This window comes from Vibrio sp. 2134-1 (genome assembly GCF_033339495.1).
Genome location: NZ_JAWOUS010000010.1, coordinates 93665 through 110886, shown reverse-complemented (window position 1 = coordinate 110886; position 17222 = coordinate 93665). Strand labels below are relative to the sequence as shown.

Here is a 17222-nt window from a genome sequence, read left to right as displayed (position 1 = left end):
GTATTTTGACGCCGTTTACGCAACGAACGTGAGAAGCGGAGTCTTTTTGTGAGTTCACAACGTTGGCTGTGGAGAAACCGATGTTTGATTCAGATCTCTGGTCTTGAAAAGGATGTTGGCTCTAGGGAGAAAGATTTGAAAACCACCAAAACCAAGAAAATAAAGAAACAACACGAACGCGCATACGAACTGCTTGCTGAGGCGGCTTACTCAGATCCATTTGCGGCGCTGGGTCCATTCATTGACGACGAAGCTTCGCTGAGAGTTTGGATGCCGGGCGCAAACAAGGTTGAACTGCTTGTTAATGGTGAACCTCGCGTGGCGCTTGAGCGTGATGGCGACAGCGGTTTCATCTTAAAAGAGCAACGCGATTTACACCTGACCCACTACCGTTTAGCGGTCGATTGGAATGGTGTTGAACAAATTATTGATGACCCGTACCAGTACCACAATATCTACCAAGAGTACGAGCATCTGCATACGCCAAAAGACATGTATCACTACATGGGCGCACACTTTGTCACGCTAGAACGTGGCGGTGAAAACATCTCTGGTGTGCGTTTCCTTGTTTATGCACCACATGCATCTGCTGTTAGCCTTGTGGGTTGCTTCAACCAATGGGATGGCCGTCGTCATCCAATGCAACGCCTAGACTACGGTATCTGGGGCCTATTTATTCCTGGCTTAGAAGAAGGCGTTCAGTACAAATTTGAGCTAAAAGGGCCAAATGGGGAAGGGCTGCCACACAAACAAGACCCTTGGGGTTTCTACTCTGAGCAATACCCATCGTTCGCATCCATCACCTACGATCACAAGCGTTACCAATGGCAAGATGCGAAATGGCAAAACCGCGCAGTGACACAAAAGCGTGATGAAGCGTTATCGTTTTATGAGCTGCATGCTGGATCATGGAAGCGCGACGAGAACGGTGATTTCCTCAACTACCGCGAACTCGCGGAGCAGTTGGTGCCATACCTTGTGGATATGGGCTACACCCACGTTGAGCTGATGCCTGTGTCTGAGCATCCATTCTATGGTTCATGGGGCTATCAACCCGTTGGCTTATTTGCGCCAACTAGCCGTTACGGCTCTCCGGATGATTTCAAATTCTTCGTGGATGCGTGTCACCAAGCTGGTATCGGTGTGGTGCTGGATTGGGTTCCGGCGCATTTCCCATCGGATGACCACGGTTTAGCAAACTTTGACGGCACACCGCTGTTCCACGACCCGGACCCACGTCGCGGTTGGCACCAAGATTGGAATTCCTACATTTACGATTTAGGCCGTGAACATGTGCGTCGCTTCCTTGTGTCGAATGCGCTGTACTGGTTTGAACAATTCCATATTGATGGCATTCGCGTGGACGCAGTCGCATCGATGCTCTATCTCGATTATTCACGTAGCCACGATCAGTGGGTCCCGAACGTTGATGGTGGCAACGAAAACTACGACGCAATCGCAACCTTAAAATGGATGAACGAAGAAGTGTACAAGCACTTCCCGAATGCGATGACGATTGCGGAAGAGTCAACGGCGTTTCCGAGTGTGTCTGCGCCAACCTTTATGGGTGGTTTAGGCTTTGGCTTCAAGTGGAATATGGGGTGGATGCACGACAGTCTTTCATACATCAAAGAAGATCCTGTTCACCGCAAATACCACCACAATACCATCACATTTCCGCTGGTTTATGCGCACAGCGAGAACTACGTCTTGTCTCTCTCTCACGACGAGGTGGTGTACGGCAAAGGCTCTATTCACAACAAGATGCCGGGCGATGAATGGCAGCAAACCGCAAACCTACGAGCATACTACGGTTATATGTATGGTCAACCGGGCAAAAAGCTGAACTTCATGGGCGCGGAAATCGGCCAAACGGCGGAGTGGAACCACGATGATCAGTTGCAATGGTTCTTGCTGGAATACGAACGTCATCAAGGCGTTCAAAAGCTGATGCGCGATTTGAACCACTTGTACCGCAATGAAGCGGCGATGCACGATCAAGATTGTGTTCCTGCTGGTTTTGAGTGGCGTCTACAAGACGAAGCGGATGCGAGCATCCTAGCGCACGAGCGTATTAGTAAAGAAGGTGAGCGTATTCTGATCATCACCAACTTTACGCCCGTACCACACGAGCGCTTTCGTTTAGGCGTTCCAAATGCAGGTCAATACGAACTGCTACTGAATACAGACGATAGCAAATACGGCGGCAGCGATTTTAAAGTGCTGACCAGTGTGAAAACGGAAAAAGTTGAAAGTGAATCACTGCCTCAATCACTTGAGCTTCGTTTGCCTCCACTTTCAACCGTGTTCTACAAGCTGCACAAATAATTTAGTCTAATCAAATTCTAAGCCCGTTTTACATTGTAAATCGGGCTTTTTTTGACCTATTTTTTACCTCTAAAACTTGTTGTTCTTGATTGAATCAGGCAAGCTCACGGGTTTGTTTATCATCAATCGCTAATGCATTGGGGAACTACACATGTTGAAAAGGCTTAAGTCATTTCTATTTAAAATGGTGTTGATATTGCTGATCGCCCCAGTCGTTTTGGTTGGTTTGGTGAAATATGTCGATCCACCAATATGGGGATGGAAGTTAAGCCGCATTGTTGCGCCACCAAAGAACTATCCAGACAATAGTCAACACGAATGGGTATCCTTGTCGCGCATTTCAAAAAATATGCAGTTAGCGGTGATTGCGACCGAAGATCAAAAATTCCCTCATCATTATGGTGTCGATTTCGAATCGCTATTCGACGTGATTTCCGAGGCTGGTGATAATGGTCCGTCGAGAGGCGCGAGCACTATTACCCAACAGGCTGCGAAAAATGTGTTTTTGTTTCCTTCTCACTCCTACGTTCGCAAGGCTTACGAGCTTTACTTTGCCTTACTGATGGAGCTGATGTGGAGTAAAGAGCGTATTCTAGAAGTGTATCTAAATGTGGTTGAATTTGGTCCCGGTATTTACGGAGCCGAAGCGGCGGCGCAGAATTATTTTGGTGTCAGTGCAAAGCAACTCTCGAAGTGGCAAGCAGCGCGTTTAGCCGTGGTGTTGCCAAACCCATATCGAATCAAAGTCTACCCACAAAGTGAGTACACTGCTCGCCGCACAAGATGGGCGATGAATCAAATGAGCAATCTTGGCAGCGTGCAACTTTAACTCCCTCAATCTATTGCACTTAAATAGAACTACGCCCCTATATCAATAAAATGTGAAGCGTCACAAGCTTTAGGGCGTAGCCTTTCAGAATGATGTGCTCAGTTTTTCATCCATTTACTATTAGTGTGAATAAAAATACAACACGAATACTGCGCCTATGCGCAACCAATGGACTGAACGATGAAACTGAATCTGATTACGACTACCTTATTGCTTGCATCGGAAAGTGCCATCGCCGAGCCAAACATCACCATTTCGACCACGACCAACAGCCGTGACTTTCCTTTAAATGCAGAGCAGCCTTTGGTTGTGCCCTTAACCAAAGATGGATACACGCTCAAAATTACGGGTGTTGAAGGCGACTGTGTCGCGCCTGATGGCCAGAAGGTCAAATTCAATAAACCTATCGCGCTGAACTGCGGAAAGCCAACGGAACTGCCGTTAAAAATCCGCTTTACTGGCGATTACTCTTTTGCTTTTGATGCGGAAGCGAAAACACTGCGCTTCAAGCGTGAACCTAAGAAAGCCGCGAAGACTGAATTCAAACGCCCAATCCCACAAGTGCAATGTGAGGTTTACCAAGGCGGCGAAGTCACCATCGCGCTGGGTGACAGTTTCCCCGATGGCACCAAGTTGCGTGATGCTTACTCTGGGCAAATGGTTGAAGTAAAAGATCAGCAAGTATCGCTGACACCAAGCAAAGACTCAGGCGGTTTGGTGCTACTAGAGCCAGTGAAGAAAACCAAAGAAGCAGTGCCGTTTGATTATCGCAATGCCAACATTTACTTCGTGATGGTCGATCGTTTCAACAACGCCGATACCAGCAATGACAACAGCTATGGGCGTAAGAAAGACGGCAAAGAAGAGATCGGCACCTTCCACGGCGGTGACCTAAAAGGCGTGATCGAAAAGCTAGATTACATCAATAGCCTAGGTACCGATGCGATTTGGTTATCGCCAATCGTTGAGCAAGTACACGGTTTTGTGGGTGGCGGCGATAGCGGCTCATTCCCATTCTACGCTTACCACGGTTACTGGACGCGTGATTTCACCAAGATTGATGAGAACTTCGGTAACGAAGATGACCTGAAAAAGCTGGTGGAAGAGGCACACAAACGTGACCTTAAAGTATTGATGGACGCAGTAATCAACCACACCGGTTACTCAACGTTAGCCGATTTGCAATTTGACGGTATTGAGGTGTTAAAACCAAACGCTGATTTACCGAATAAGTGGGGTGACTGGCAACCAAAAGCGGGTGAAAATTGGCATAGCTATCACCAGAATATTGATTACCAGAGTCCAAACTGGGCGAAATGGTGGGGCGGTGACTGGGTAAGAACAGGTCTACCGGGATACCCAGTTCCGGGCAGCAGTGATATCACCATGTCATTGGCGAGTTTGCCAGACTTTATCACTGAATCAGACAAAGCCGTGAAGCCAGCTCAATGGCTATTGGATAACCCTGGCACTCGCGTTGAGGAGCGTGATAATTACACCGTCTCGGACTACCTAATTGAGTGGCAAACTGATTGGGTGAAACGCTTTGGTATTGATGGTTACCGTGTCGACACGGTGAAGCACGTTGAAGGCGATGTGTGGAAACGCTTGAAAGAAGAGGCATCAAGCAGCCTTGAGCAGTGGCGTAAAGAGAACGGTAAGTCAGGTCAGCCATTCTGGATGATGGGTGAAGTATGGGGACATACCGCATATCGCAGCCCTTACTTCGACGACGGCTTTGATGCGTTGATTAACTTCGATATGCAGAAGAAGTTAGACAAAGGCGCGGCGTGTTTCAGCCAAATGGCAGACACTTACCAAAGCTATGCGGACACTATCGCCAATGAGAAAGACTTTAACCCTGTGAGCTACATGTCTTCTCACGATACCGAGCTGTTCTTCTCTCGCTTCAAAGATTACGGTATGCAGCGTAACGCCGCGAATGCACTGCTTCTGAGTCCTGGTGCTGTTCAGGTTTATTATGGTGATGAAGTTGGTCGTAACATTGGTCCTTACGCGGACGATTTCCACCAAGGCACTCGTTCTGACATGGTATGGAAGCTATCTGATGAGAAGCAAGCGCTGCTCAAACACTGGCAAACTCTTGGTCAGTTCCGTAAAGCGCACCCAGCGATTGGTGCGGGTCAGCATCAAGTAATTGAACAAGAAGGCGCGTACGTGTTCTCTCGCTCGCTTGGCAATGACAAAGTCGTTGTGGCGTTTGTGGGTCGCGACAAGTAGTTAGAACTTCGTTTTAAGCCTAGATAGAAAAAGCCCTTCCTTGAGTTATCAGGGAAGGGCTTTGTTGTATTAGTTCGCCAGTTCTTGGTCGATGACTTTTTCTAGCTCGTCAAACGGCACATAGCCAGGAATGACTTGATCATTAATGATCAACGCGGGCGTGCCGCGTAAACCAAGTTGCGTGAAATACTGATAGTTTTTATCAAGCAACGCCTTGGTCTCTTTGTCGTCGACAAGCTGTGCTTCTGTCCCCGTTTTTTTCGCGATTTGATTTAAGGAACGTGCGTCATGTGCGCCCGGTTTTTTCACCAATAACTCATGCACTTGTTCGTACTTATCTCGCTGGTTTTGCCAAACATTTAATGCGTAACTTGCCGAGTTGTAGCCGTTTTTCTCGTATTGTTCTTTAAAAGAGACATTGAGGTTAAGCACTTTTACCTGCGGATATTCCTTACCAACTTTGACCAGCTCTCCTTCTAAACGTTTACAAAAAGGGCAGCTGTAGTCTGTTACGTTAATAATGGTTAACTCAGGGTTTTCAGCACCAAAAGAGGAATGTTTGCCATCACTTAGATATTGACGAACCTCCTTCAAGGTGTCGCCAAATGACTGTTGATACGCAATGTACTCTTGAAGGTTTTGGTGCAATGAATCAAGAATTTGAGGGTTTTCTTTTAGTATCTGAGTAACTTCCTCTAGCTTTTGTTCTGCGGTCTTTTCTGATGCGAAAGATACGGCAGGTACGATAGCCATCGTTAACGCCAAAAGTGTACGAGTGAATGTCATAATATTTCCTAAAACTTTTAAATTTCGTTGTTTGTTATGTGAAGTGAATAAAATATTTACAAAAGTCAGGCAGAAAGGTCTCTCGCCTTGCTGGCTTTATTCTCTAAATACGCAAAGTTTTAGGTGAACCCGATACTTTTCCGGTATCGGTTCTGTGTATTCCAGATAACGAATTGCTGTGGTTGTCATCGGCAGCGCCACAATCAAAGCAAATAGAAAAAATGGAATAAGAATATGATCAAACTGATGTTGGTACGCTTGAACCAGCTTTTCTGAAAGGTCGCAAGATGGTGATAAATTCACACTCTCATCTTGCTGACTCTGTATTTGGTGAGCCTTCGGGCAGCTTTTCGAGAAACCAGAATTTTGGCTTAAGCATATCATCACCACCCAAAGCACGAGGGCGAGTGTCCATTTGGCTATTTTATATTGTGAGCGTAACAATGGGTCGTATAGTCCTGTTAATTCTGGTTTATGCCGTTTACATATGACCGGGCCATCCTAACCTAAATTTCGTGGCTGAATGTTACTTTCGAGTTAATCGATATTGCCTCAATGCCAAAGTATGAAGTACGTCATGAATGTTGTAGAAAGCAATATTCGTCAGAATCATTTGTTGAGTTGATGAAGAAGTCGTGAGCTATCGACATAGATTAATATACCTAATTGTTAGCACAAATTTTTATTATCTTTCAATTGTGATTGGAATCATAAAACAAAACTTCATAACTGAGTCGCGATAATGTTCGGCAGGCGGATTGATTTTGATCATCTCTCTAGCACATTATTCAGGTGAACATATGTGTTAAGTTCCACATGTGTAGGTAATGTTATGAAAATTCCTGTTCAAACTGAGCGTAAAGTTACACTGGGGTGCTACGTTGCTCTGGCGTTTGCGGTTGTGTTCTTTTCTGGTCTGATGCAATCCAACGAATGGTACGGTGTATTCGACTTTACAACGCTTAATGGCTCTTTCGGTAAAGTGGCTTACGGCGTAACGGAAGGTGCGGATGGCGAGGTACAAGCTGCGACCACATCTTTCCGTGGTACTGGCGGTAGCGGTGCTCGTGACGGTTTCATTTTCGCACTTACTTTGATTCCAACCGTTATGTTCGCATTAGGTATGATCAACGTACTTGAGCACTACGGTGCACTTGAAGCAGCTCGTAAGCTTCTTACTCCTCTTCTACGTCCTCTAATGGGCATCCCTGGTAACTCTGGTCTGGCTTTAATTGCTTCTCTACAAAGTACCGATGCAGGTGCGGCAATGACGCGTCAGCTAAAAGACGAAGGTCACCTAACTAAGCGTGAAACGGACGTATTTACCATGTTCCAGTTCACTGCAGGTGCAACCATCGTGAACTTCTTCTCATCGGGTGCTGTGCTGTTCACACTGACGATGGCTGACGGCTCTCTAGCAGTAACGTCTTCTATTGGTTTAGCAGTTGTGGTGATGTTCGCATTTAAGATCATCGGCGCGAACCTGTTCCGTATCTACCTGAACATGACGGAAGGTAAAGAAGACAAGCAAGACCAAAACAAATCAGAGAACCTAAAAGAGGAGACGGCATAATGGGTGACGTTAAAGCGAAAAAACCAATGGTGACGGATATCTTCGTCGAGGGTGCTAAGAAAGGCTGGGTAATTGCGACTACCTCTACGGTGCCTAACGTATTGATGGCGTTCGTTATCATCAAAGCGCTTCAAATCACTGGCGCGTTGGATCTGATGGGCACGGTGTTTTCTCCAATCATGGCAGTGTTTGGTCTTCCGGGTGAAGCAGCAGCGGTATTGATCGGTGCTTGGATGTCGATGGGCGGTGCGGTTGGCGTAGTGATTACGCTGTTTGACCAAGGTATCCTGAACGGTACGCACATTGCGATTCTTGCGCCTGCTATCTACCTAATGGGCTCTCAAGTTCAGTACATGGGTCGTATCATGGGTCCAATTGGTACTGAAGGTCGTTACATCCCAGTTATGATTGCAATCTCAGTATTGAACGCGTTTGGCGCAATGCTGGTGATGAATCTGTTTGTCTAGGAGTGAGTCATGCAATTCTCTCTAAATGAATATCTAGAAGAGCTACGTCCGCTGATTAATGTGGATTGTGGCACTTACACGACTGATGGTATCGAGTTTATCGCTTCTCAATTTGAAGAGAAGTACCAAGCGATGTCAGGTTGGAGCGTAAAACGCATCGACTGTGGCAGAGCGGGCATCGGTCTTGAAGTTCGAAACAAGCCGGAAGCTGAGCAAATCGACGTAATGCTGATTGGTCACATGGATACCGTGTTCCCTGTGGGTACTGCTGAGCTTCGTCCAATGTCTCAAGATGCAGAGAAAGCCTACGGTCCGGGCGTCTCGGACATGAAATCTGGCTTGCTGAACATCGTATACGCGATGCGCAATCTAGACCAAGCGGTGTTGGATAAGTTGTCTATCGCTATCTGCATGAACCCAGATGAAGAGACGGGCTCTCTGGACTCTGTGGATTGGATTCAATCAGTAGCGAAAAACGCTAAGAATGTGCTGGTTGCAGAAGCAGCACGTGCAGACGGTGGTTTAGTGAAAGCGCGCAAAGGCATGGCTCGCTACAAAATGACCTTTAATGGCGTTGCTGCTCACGCAGGTAACGAGCCAGAAAACGGCCGCAGCGCAATCACTGAGATGGCGAATTGGATTCTGGCTGTCAATGCAATGACCAACTTTGAATCTGGTACTACGCTGAACGTCGGCATTGTTTCTGGCGGCAACAGTGCGAACATCGTCCCTGAGCACGCGGAAGCGATCGTGGATGTGCGTTTCTGGAGCAATGAAGAATACGATGATGTCGACAGCAAGCTAAACGGCATGCTGGAAACACCATTCGTTGATGGCGTGAGCATTGAGTTGGTTCGTGAAGCGTATAAGCCTTCTATGGTGCCAAGCCCACAAACAGAAAGTTTAATGACATTAGTTGAAGAAGCGGCAAGTGAACTGGCTATCGACATCAACTGGAAAGAAGTGGGTGGCGGCTCTGATGCAAACAACACGGCGATTCTTGGCGTTCCAACTTTGGATGGTCTAGGGCCTATCGGTGCAGGCTTCCACAGTGATCAAGAGTACTTGTTGCTTAAGTCTATTGAACCACGTATCAAAATGCTGATGCGTGTACTGGAGAAGATTGTTCAATAAGGCATTCTGCTTTTAAAGCTTGGTTCCCAAAGCTTTCGGCTTCAACTTTTTGGTTTCCAAGACTTTTTTTTCAATGCAATAATCCCCGGACTTCGGTTTGGGGATTTTTCTATCTGTGTTTCACTTTACTATCATTTCTTGTTATTAATCTTGCGTTCAGGTTCGATTAATTAATATGTTGGACATAGTCATAAATTTCGGAGGCAACGATGACCACAACAATGTCTGTAAAATCGGCGCCGAAAGACGCCAAAGATCAAACGATACAAGCGCCAGATGAGAAAAACTTCTGGCGAAAAATGAAAGGGTCGGTTAAGAAAGCGGGTGAAGAAATTGCCGTAATGGGCATAAAATCATGGCTCGCGATGGCAGATTCCAACACCTCAGTTCGCCACAAGGCTATACTAGGTGGCGCGCTGGCTTACTTCGTCCTACCAACAGATATGGTGCCAGACGTACTAGCTGGCGTCGGTTTTACCGATGATATGGCGGCACTTACCTTAGCCGCGAACTCAGTCGGTAATGCCATCACTAAAGAACACGAAGCACAAGCCAGAGAAAAACTGAATTCGATGGCGGATTAGAAAGAGTATTTCTAGACGCGGAGAAAACAAAAGCCCCGATGTTTCCATCGGGGCTTTCTTTTAGACAGGACTATATAATTTCAGAATGGTAATCGTAGAACGATTTAGGCGTCAGCGCGTTTAAGATGCACTTCTTCTTCGGCTACGCCTGCCATTGGGTCGTTGAAGCGAGCTTCATCCAATGCACCTTCTGATTTCGCAACGATGACGGTCACAGCACTATCACCAGTGATATTTACCGCGGTACGAATCATATCAAGAAGACGGTCAACACCCATGATAAGTGCAATACCCTCTAGAGGCAGGCCTACTTGGTTCAATACCATTGCCAACATTACTAGACCCACACCAGGAACACCTGCGGTACCGATAGACGCCAGAGTTGCCGTCATGATAACCATTAGGTAATCGCCCATAGTTAAATCAATATTGAAAGCTTGAGCAATAAACGCAGTTGCTACGCCTTGCATGATCGCCGTACCGTCCATGTTCACGGTTGCACCAAGTGGTACAGTGAACGATGATACACGGTTCTCAACACCCATGCGGTGCTTTGCTGTTTCCATTGTCACTGGAATCGTCGCGTTCGATGATGCTGTAGAAAAAGCAAACATGATCGCGTCTTCCATCTTGCGTAGGAACGTAATTGGGTTTAGACCAGTGAAACCTTTTAACATCAAGCTGTAAGTGACTAGACCGTGTAGGACAAGCGTACCAGCCAGTACTAAGAAGTACTCTGCCAGATTGACGATCGCGCCCAGACCAAGACCAGTGAATAGCTTCGCCATTAAGAAGAACACCCCATAAGGCGCCAAGTTCATCAAAATCGCGACCAGCTTCATGATCACTTCATTCAGATCAGAGAAGAATGCTGCGATGCGTTCGCCTGGTTTACCCGCTGCACTGATCGCGATACCGAATAGCACGGCGAACACGATAACTTGCAGAGTTTTACCTTCTGCCATTGCGCTGATTGGGTTGGTCGGGAACATATCGATGATCACCTGACCTAAAGATGGCGCTTCGGCTGATTTGAATGAACTTGCTGCCGTTAGATCTGCCCCTGCCCCTGGCTGGAATAGAGTACCCATAGTTAGAGCAAGCGTAATCGCGATAGCCGTTGTCGTAACGTAGAAAGCGAGGGTTTTACCGCCCATGCGACCCAGTGTAGAGAGGTCTTTGAGAGAGCTAGTACCACAAACTAACGAAACAAATACTAGCGGTACAACAAGCATTTTTAAGCTGGCAACGAAGATCTGTCCACCAACTTCGAATAATCCATTAACAATGTATGCGTCGACAAATCCGTTGTCGGCAAAAAGTGTGCGAATTGCAAATCCTGTCAAGATACCCGCAACCATACCTAAAATTACGCGGCTGGTAAGCGACATCGGTTTCTTGGTATTCATGAGAACACTCCTTATAGTTATGCACCTTGAGTTCACTTCAAAGCGGCGAGCAGATTAGCAGCGGAGTGAGAAAATACGAAAGAATAATCCTCTAAATGGTTAATAGATGTGAACTTTATCACTAATAAAAATGGAATTTTAACCAAATATTAACGAATTGGCTGGATAAAAAGTTTGTATTTTAACACTTTTATCGAATATACAACCGATAACAAAGAGGATTTACAATAAATTCTAATAAGAGATAGAGTGCATACTCTCTTTGAGTGGATGCATTTCTGCATAACTATTTAAGTTATATTCAGGCTAGCGGTCGCTTCTTTAGGGATAATTTAGTATTGAGTGTTCATCAGAGCCAACGAACCCTTTATGCTTTCATATTTGTCAACTCAATGATGGTTGGCAAGTGTAGTTAGTTGGAGGTGATCCCAGCTCCAATAACTTTGACTGGTATTTTTAATCCCTCCAACCCAATAGCATTGTTTCGCTCGTATTAAGCCTTCCAAACACTGCTTGCCAGCCTCAGTGATACGGACGCTTTGTTCCCACCAGTGCCTTTCACGTGACTCAATCGTGATCAAAGGTGTTTGACACTGTGCTAGAGGGAGGAGTAACGCGTAAAACATCACGTCTCCTAGGTAAGGAAGAGGTTCTAGTTGTTGATATTGCTCAAACCAATCTTTGATGGGAATTGAACGATTTTGCGAGCTCAAGACCTTTAGTGCGAGGTGTTGTGTCAAGCTCAATCCAGTTTGTGAATTAGGTAACTCTTGCAAATGGCGTTTAAGCACGTTGAATATATTGGGCAAGCAATCCAGGTTATGCTGCTGAATCAAATTAACTATGGAAATAGGTGTCGGTGATGTAATAGCGTGCCAACACCGTTTAGCCTGACTGAATAATTTTGCTGTCACAGGTTTACGGTATCGCCAACAAGAACGAATAGCTTCTTCAGGCAACTGCCCAAAGCCGATGAATCGTTCAGTGCCCGGGAACTGGTTCAACTCAATGATCTCTATCACTTTATTCTCTACATTCTCTAACTGTGTTAGAGCACGAATTAGCATCAATTGATCATAACTGTCATGTTCGACCCAAAAGACGATTCGTTCAAATACATCACTTTGCAACAGATCGAGGTTTGATTGTTCCAATGTGACTATATCTTGAACCGAGTCTTCACGCTTCATCACAGGCAGCAGAGTCTCTACGACATATTGGGCACGAATGGCAAGGAAGTTCTGCGGTGTTGCTGGTATGGGGCCAATACAAAGCGGATCGATCAGGGCTAAAAATGTCCCTTCAAATCCACTGGTTTTAAGCTGTTGTTGTATATCGTGACCGCAACGAACGTGTAGCGTTTTTACTTTCGCATCTAGGGGCGGTTTTTGTTGTTTGATGGCTAGTTTGTGCGCTTCTAGCTCTTCGACATGAGCTTTTAGTTTACTCCAACTGGATAAGCCAAGTTCTCTTGCGAGTGCATGTTGAACGTCAGCCAATTGAATTGTATTGGGAGCCAAAGATTCTGGTTTGGAGTGAAATCGCTTAACTAACTCCAACATGGCGTCATCGTATAGGCGGATAGCTTTGAGCCTTTTTTTAGCAATGGATTTTTGCTGATTGATATTGATCGAGAAGCTATTTGTAGAGTTCATATTTCACCTTTCTTATTTCTTCCACACTCGCCTATATAGAAGCAAAAAAGAAGGTAAAAACAGATTGTGCCTGCTAAACCAAGCAGGTGAGGATATTGCCGTGAACCGAGTTCTTTCCGCGAGTGTTGGGTGCTTTAGGCATGAGCAGAGTGATAGTAGGTGGTCGCTATCCTTCGTGCAACCTTTTGTGAGAGTGTAGCGTCACAAAATGGCCGTTTCTCTATATTTAGGGAGAATCAATAGCCGATAACACTAGCGATTCAACTCAATACCACTGTTGCTAGACTCGAGTTTCTACACTTTTGAGTAAAGTACGATAAAGCGCTTGAGTCGCAGGACCACTTTTGGCTCCTTTGGGCAAAGTGAGGTGCAGCGCAACTTGATATTGATGGGAGTGTTCGATCTCCAATACGTTAATTTTATCGCTCTTGCGGGTTGCGACTAAGTGCGCTGGTAGCCGACAAAATCCAGCGCCTTGCTCTACGGCGTGAAAAGCGTGGTCGAAGTTATCGACGGTAATACGCTGACGTGCGCGTAACCAACCCACATCTCTTTTCGTTTTGTCTGAATCACCTAAGTCACGGATGACAATTTGGCTGGTGGTTGCAAAATCGTCGATGGAAACATGCGGCTTTTTAGCGAGTGGATGGTGTGCTGCGATTACAGGTAGCATGGTTGTTACGCCAAATGCTTCGGCAGGGTAGTTGGTTATCGGTAAGTTGATGATTGCGATGTCAGCGAGCTCATTTACGACCATTTCGGTTGTTTTGCTCAGTGACGTTTCAACCACTTGAACGGAGGTCGTGTTGTTGTCCTCCAAAAATTGACTGAGTGGTGCATAAAGCCAACAAGGGTCACAAAGATGATCTATTGCGACCGTGATTTGAGATTCCACCCCACTTTTTAACTGCTCGCTGATGACTTCTAGTTCCCGCGCTTGTTCAAGCATGGATTGTGCACGACGCAGTATGGTTTTGCCGTGCTCTGTCAAACCCGCTTTGCGCCCTCGTACTTCGATAAGTTGAATACCAAGTTGGTCTTCTAACTTCCTCACCGAGTAGATCAATGTGGTATGGCTCTTGTTGAGCAGTAAAGCTGCGGATTGAATGCTGCCTTCTTGATTAATCGCTTGTAGCGTTTGCCATTGTTCTAAGGTCGTTTTTAGTCTCATGAGTCAATTTTTTAGACAGTTAATGGCGAAATTATGAACTTTTCTGTCAGTTTTATAAAGGTAATAATCTTGTCATCGAAAACGAGTCAATAAGAAGAGGAGACTCAAGATGGCGAAATTATTGCAAGTTGATTTTGAATTTCATGGTCCGTTTGGTGACGAGATGTCGAATGCTCTGGTCGACTTAGCTAAGTCGATTAACCAAGAGCCGGGCATGATTTGGAAAATCTGGACGGAAAGCGAAAAAGACAAACTCGGTGGCGGTATCTATCTTTTTGAAGATGAAGCCACGGCGCAAGCTTATCTCGAAATGCATGCCGCACGCTTACGAAAAATGGGCGTAGTCGAAGTACGAGGTCAAATTTTCGATATCAATGTGCCGTTAACGACGCTCAATCAAGGGCCTATTAGAGGATAAGGAGATGATGACCAACCGCACTTTTCTAACCGTTCATGGTGTCGTATATACGGTATTCGCTTTTGCGTTGTTTTTTGTACCAACCATAATGTGGCCGATGTATGGAGTACAAATTAACGACCAGTACGCGCTGTTTTTATCGCAGCATACTTCGATCTTTTTAGGTGGAATCGCAGCGGTGAGTTTGATGTTACGTAATGTGGAATCAGGGCATACTGCGAAACAGCTGTTTAAAGCATTATTGATTACTAATGGCTTAGGGGCAGTGATAACTACCTATGCCGGCATTATCGGAGTATTTGTCGGTTTTGGTTGGAGTGACCCAATATTCTTTGTCTTGCTTAGTTTGATTACGTACAAGCAATTAAGAGTGCAATAGAAAAAGCCCTGCTGTTTCTAGCAGGGCTTTGTCATATTTGGTTTAATTAGCGATCTAAATTCAACTTATGATTCGCTTTTGTACGCGTAGTTATAGTAGCCGTATCCATAGCCGTATGAGTTAGATGCTTTTTTCTCAACTGCATTGAGAATCACACCTTTAACTTCAACGCCTGATTGCTCGAAGCGACCTTGCGCGACTTCAATCTCCTTCAAAGTCGTTTGATCAAAACGAGCGACCATCAGAGTTGTTCCTGCAAGCGCGCCAACAATGCTTGGGTCGGTAACTGCGAGTACAGGCGGCGTATCGATGATGACTAGATCGTATTGTGCAGACATCTCGTCAACAAAGCTCTTGAAGCGAGGGTGCATAAGAAGTTCTGACGGATTTGGTGGTACTTGGCCGCGAGTCACAACATCTAAATTATCAATGGATGTAGATTTAATGATGTTGCTAAGGGATGTCTTACCGCTCAAGTAATCAGAAAGACCGTTGTCCCAGCGTAGACCGAAGCATTGCTGCAAATAACCTTTACGCATATCCGCATCAATAAGCAGCACTTTCTGACCGGTTTTCGCAGCGACGGCCGCAAAGTTGGTCGATACAAATGTTTTGCCGATAGATGGTGCAGGACCTGAAATCATAAGAACGTTATTCTTCGCTTCCATCATTGCAAAGTGCAAGCTAGTGCGAAGACTACGTAGAGCCTCAATGGAAAGATCGGCTGGGTTAGCTTCCGCTAGAAGGACTAGCTCATTGTTGCTGCCTTTGTTGCGCTTAAGCTTGTTTGCAAATTCCAGTTGTTGAATAGATTTTGGAACGCTTGCGTAAACTGGCATGCCAATCTGTTCAATTTGATCTGGTGTTTCCACACCACGGTGGAATGCTGCACGAATTAATACGAAAGCCACGCCTGCCATACCGCCAAGCAGTGTTGCTAGCACAACGATAAGCGCTTTTTTCGGCTTGATTGGCTTAGAGAAAGATTGAGCGTTATCTAAGATTCGAACGTTGCCAACTGTTCCGGCTTTAATAATGTTGAGCTCTTGAACCTTGTTCAATAGTTGGATGTAGATTTGTTGGTTTACTTCTACATCGCGTGTCATACGTAGAACTTCACGCTGTGTTTTCGGTAACTTTTGAACTTGTTTATTAAGACGTTCTTTCTCTTTTAGTAGTGTTTCACGTTTATCAAGTAGCGACTTATAAGCTGGGTGATCCTGTGTGAAGCGTTGGCTGATCTCACTTTCTTTGAATGTAAGCTCATTTAGCTGTGCTTCTAACTCAACCATTACTTTCAGCGTTGACTGAGCTTCAAGGCCTAAATCGATAGATTCATTTTCTTGACGGAATCGATTTAAAACGTCTTCAGAAGCGGTCAGTTTTGTTTTGATGTCTGGGAGGTGACCTTTCAAGAACTCGAGGCTTTGCTCTGCCTCTGCAGAATTTCTTTGAACGTTTTGTAAGAAGTAGTTTTGGCTAATGTCGTTCAAGATATCTTGAATCTTAGCGCGGTCTTCACCAGAGAAGCTTAAAGATATAATCCCGGTTTGCTTACCACGTTCGCTAATCGATAAGTTTTCTTGAAGTTTATTAATTGCATCTAATTTACTGATTTTGCTGACCGTGAATGAGTCACCAGTTTGAGCCACAAGTTCAGTCGCCAAAAATTGGTATCCATTCTTCTCAAGCAGTTCACCAACTTTACCTTCTAAAATGACGTTATTGTCATCTTCTAAGAGCCTGAACGTCTGTTTTTCAGAATCAATAACTTCAAGAGTTAAAGGAACGCCAACTGCGTAAGAAGGAGCATTAAATCGTGAAACGCTCAGACTGATTTGCTCACCTTGTAGTCGAGCTAGGCCTTTACCAATAATTGGCATGTAGTTTGGAGAAACGACAGTCGTTAAGTTGAACTTATCAACAGTACCGCCCAAGATCATACGAGATTTGATGATCTCTATTTCTGTTGTCGCTGATGATTCTGCTGAAAACAGCTCTCCCATATCACCAACCATCGCTGAAATACCACCTGAACTCTTACTTTCGATTTGGATAAGAGCGTCAGCTTTATAGATAGGTGTTGATAGAATGGCAACGCCGACGCCTATAATCGAAAATAGGACTACGGTACATAGAATGAGCCATTTGGCATCGAGAATGATCCCAAATAACTTTCCCAAATCGATCTCATCGTCGGCTTGACGTGATTGCTTAATAGTTTGTGTTGTCATTACTTTAACTTCTT

The 17222-nt window shown here is 45.3% G+C and carries 15 protein-coding genes; 9 read left to right on the top strand and 6 right to left on the bottom strand.

What is annotated here, in order from left to right; all coding sequences use genetic code 11:
* Window positions 1–84: 84 nt before the first annotated feature.
* The 3 genes from glgB to R7R78_RS13175 all read left to right on the top strand — a co-directional run bounded on the left by glgB (window position 85) and on the right by R7R78_RS13175 (window position 5398).
* The gene (glgB, locus tag R7R78_RS13185; RefSeq protein ID WP_170893975.1) at window positions 85–2328 is read left to right on the top strand and encodes a 1,4-alpha-glucan branching protein GlgB; all 2244 of its coding nucleotides are present in this window, start codon (window positions 85–87) and stop codon (window positions 2326–2328) included.
* 151 nt (window positions 2329–2479) lie between these two features.
* The gene (gene mtgA, locus R7R78_RS13180; RefSeq protein ID WP_151515271.1) at window positions 2480–3157 is read left to right on the top strand and encodes a monofunctional biosynthetic peptidoglycan transglycosylase; all 678 of its coding nucleotides are present in this window, start codon (window positions 2480–2482) and stop codon (window positions 3155–3157) included.
* A 180-nt stretch (window positions 3158–3337) separates the two neighbouring features.
* Window positions 3338–5398 (top strand): alpha-amylase, encoded by a 2061-nt coding sequence (locus tag R7R78_RS13175; RefSeq protein ID WP_225473753.1) that lies wholly within the window; start codon window positions 3338–3340, stop codon window positions 5396–5398.
* 69 nt (window positions 5399–5467) lie between these two features.
* Here the strand turns inward: R7R78_RS13175 and R7R78_RS13170 are convergent, their stop codons facing one another.
* Together R7R78_RS13170 and R7R78_RS13165 are read right to left on the bottom strand one after the other, a co-directional pair.
* Window positions 5468–6184: a DsbA family protein gene (locus tag R7R78_RS13170; protein WP_005374842.1), complete on the bottom strand. Its 717-nt coding sequence runs from the start codon at window positions 6182–6184 to the stop codon at window positions 5468–5470.
* Window positions 6185–6280: 96 nt separating this feature from the next.
* Window positions 6281–6568 (bottom strand): hypothetical protein, encoded by a 288-nt coding sequence (locus R7R78_RS13165; RefSeq protein WP_049872671.1) that lies wholly within the window; start codon window positions 6566–6568, stop codon window positions 6281–6283.
* A gap of 448 nt (window positions 6569–7016) precedes the next feature.
* Between R7R78_RS13165 and R7R78_RS13160 the strand changes: the two genes are divergently transcribed.
* The 4 genes from R7R78_RS13160 to R7R78_RS13145 all read left to right on the top strand — a co-directional run bounded on the left by R7R78_RS13160 (window position 7017) and on the right by R7R78_RS13145 (window position 9942).
* On the top strand, window positions 7017–7757 hold the full coding sequence (locus R7R78_RS13160) for a nucleoside recognition domain-containing protein (RefSeq protein WP_213891063.1): 741 nt from the start codon (window positions 7017–7019) through the stop codon (window positions 7755–7757).
* Window positions 7757–8224: a YjiG family protein gene (locus tag R7R78_RS13155; RefSeq protein ID WP_005374849.1), complete on the top strand. Its 468-nt coding sequence runs from the start codon at window positions 7757–7759 to the stop codon at window positions 8222–8224. The genes R7R78_RS13160 and R7R78_RS13155 overlap by 1 nt, the downstream gene beginning before the upstream one ends.
* A gap of 9 nt (window positions 8225–8233) precedes the next feature.
* Window positions 8234–9358, top strand: coding sequence for a M20 family metallopeptidase (locus tag R7R78_RS13150; RefSeq protein WP_225473750.1), 1125 nt, complete (start codon window positions 8234–8236; stop codon window positions 9356–9358).
* 209 nt (window positions 9359–9567) lie between these two features.
* The gene (locus tag R7R78_RS13145) at window positions 9568–9942 is read left to right on the top strand and encodes a YkvA family protein (protein ID WP_225473747.1); all 375 of its coding nucleotides are present in this window, start codon (window positions 9568–9570) and stop codon (window positions 9940–9942) included.
* A 104-nt stretch (window positions 9943–10046) separates the two neighbouring features.
* Here R7R78_RS13145 and R7R78_RS13140 read toward each other — a convergent pair whose 3' ends face one another.
* The 3 genes from R7R78_RS13140 to R7R78_RS13130 all read right to left on the bottom strand — a co-directional run bounded on the left by R7R78_RS13140 (window position 10047) and on the right by R7R78_RS13130 (window position 14177).
* Window positions 10047–11351 carry a dicarboxylate/amino acid:cation symporter gene (locus tag R7R78_RS13140; protein WP_017820133.1) on the bottom strand — a complete coding sequence of 435 codons (1305 nt, stop codon included), beginning with the start codon at window positions 11349–11351 and terminating at the stop codon, window positions 10047–10049.
* 389 nt (window positions 11352–11740) lie between these two features.
* Entirely contained in the window at window positions 11741–13006 is a 1266-nt protein-coding gene (locus R7R78_RS13135) for a DUF1835 domain-containing protein (RefSeq protein WP_085569412.1), read from the bottom strand.
* 280 nt (window positions 13007–13286) lie between these two features.
* A complete protein-coding gene (locus R7R78_RS13130; RefSeq protein ID WP_042521726.1) occupies window positions 13287–14177 on the bottom strand; it encodes a LysR family transcriptional regulator in 891 nt (296 codons plus the stop codon).
* Window positions 14178–14286: 109 nt separating this feature from the next.
* Between R7R78_RS13130 and R7R78_RS13125 the strand changes: the two genes are divergently transcribed.
* Together R7R78_RS13125 and R7R78_RS13120 are read left to right on the top strand one after the other, a co-directional pair.
* Window positions 14287–14595: a monooxygenase gene (locus R7R78_RS13125; RefSeq protein WP_005374871.1), complete on the top strand. Its 309-nt coding sequence runs from the start codon at window positions 14287–14289 to the stop codon at window positions 14593–14595.
* A 7-nt stretch (window positions 14596–14602) separates the two neighbouring features.
* Complete coding sequence (locus R7R78_RS13120) at window positions 14603–14974, top strand: hypothetical protein (RefSeq protein ID WP_017634450.1); 372 nt, start codon at window positions 14603–14605, stop codon at window positions 14972–14974.
* Window positions 14975–15039: 65 nt separating this feature from the next.
* On the opposite strand, the gene R7R78_RS13115 is transcribed toward R7R78_RS13120, so the two are convergent.
* Window positions 15040–17208, bottom strand: a complete 2169-nt coding sequence (locus R7R78_RS13115) for a polysaccharide biosynthesis tyrosine autokinase (protein WP_005374875.1) — start codon at window positions 17206–17208, stop codon at window positions 15040–15042.
* Between the last annotated feature and the right edge of the window lie 14 nt (window positions 17209–17222).